Source organism: Streptomyces sp. NPDC001822 (assembly GCF_042892135.1).
Taxonomy (GTDB): Bacteria; Actinomycetota; Actinomycetes; order Streptomycetales; family Streptomycetaceae; genus Streptomyces.
In genome coordinates this window covers 1-1,189 of sequence record NZ_JBIATW010000036.1, presented here as the reverse complement: position 1 = coordinate 1,189, position 1,189 = coordinate 1, and the positions used below count along the sequence as shown (strand labels likewise).

The 1,189-nt window shown below is 69.8% G+C and carries 1 protein-coding gene; it reads left to right on the top strand.

Translation table 11 applies throughout. The annotated features are described in order from the left end of the window. Nucleotides 1–15 precede the first annotated feature (15 nt). Nucleotides 16–1,149 carry an IS30 family transposase gene (locus tag ACFYY2_RS34720; protein WP_388750752.1) on the top strand — a complete coding sequence of 378 codons (1,134 nt, stop codon included), beginning with the start codon at nucleotides 16–18 and terminating at the stop codon, nucleotides 1,147–1,149. Nucleotides 1,150–1,189 lie beyond the last annotated feature (40 nt).

Below are 1,189 nucleotides of genomic sequence, written 5' to 3'. Positions count from 1 at the left end.
GCATACTCCCAGCTCATGCAGCAGGGCCTGAGCAACAAGGAAGCGTGCCGGATCGTCGGGATCAACCCGAAGACCGGCCGACGCTGGCGCAACGGACGCAGTGTGTCCGGCAGGAACAAGGCGGCACCACCGATCCACGCGGTGGTGCCGCCTTCCGCGCCGTCGCGGTACTTGTGCGAGGCCGACCGCATCCACATCGCCGACCGGCTCCGGGAGAAGGCCACCGTCCGCTCCATCGCGGCGGAGCTGGGCCGCAGCCCCTCCACGGTCAGCCGGGAGATCCGCCGCAACCGGCACCCTGGCAGCGGCGCCTACCGGCCTCACGCGGCCCAGGCCCGCGCGGATGCCCGCCGGCCCCGCCCCAAACCGGGGAAGATCGCGCGCAATCTGGAGCTGCGGGACTTCATCCAGGACCACCTCACCCTGCGGTGGAGCCCTGAGCAGATCTGCCAGGCTTTGCACGCACAGTTCCCCGACCGGCCGGAGATGCACGTGGTCCACGAGACCGTCTACCAGGCGCTTTACGTCCAAGGACGGGGTGAACTGCGCCGTGAGCTGGCCCGCGCCCTGCGCTCGGGACGTGCCCGCCGCAAACCTCAACGCCAGGCCGCTGCCCGGCAGCCCCGCTTCACCGAGCCCATGGTCATGATCAGTGAACGGCCGGCCGAGGCCGAGGACCGAGCGGTGCCCGGCCACTGGGAGGGCGACCTGATCATCGGCAAGGACAATGCCTCCGCTATCGGCACGCTGGTCGAACGCGCCACTCGCTACGTGATGCTGGTCCACCTGCCCCACGGCCGCACCGCCGAGCACGTCCGCGACGCCCTGGTCGACACCGTCCAGACCCTCCCCGGCCACCTGGTCCGCTCGCTGACCTGGGACCAGGGCTCGGAGATGGCCGCCCACAAGAGCTTCACCATCGCCACCGACGTCCCGGTCTACTTCTGCGACCCCGCCAGCCCCTGGCAGCGCGGCTCGAACGAGAACACGAACGGCCTGCTGCGGCAGTACTTCCCCAAGGGCACCGACCTGTCCGTCCACAGCCGCGAACACCTCGACGAGGTCGCCGCCCAGCTCAACGGCCGCCCACGCAAAACGCTCGGCTGGGAAACCCCAGCCGAGCGCCTGCATAAACTGCTCGCGGCCTGATCAACACGACCACGTGTTGCGACGATCCCTAGAAACCGCC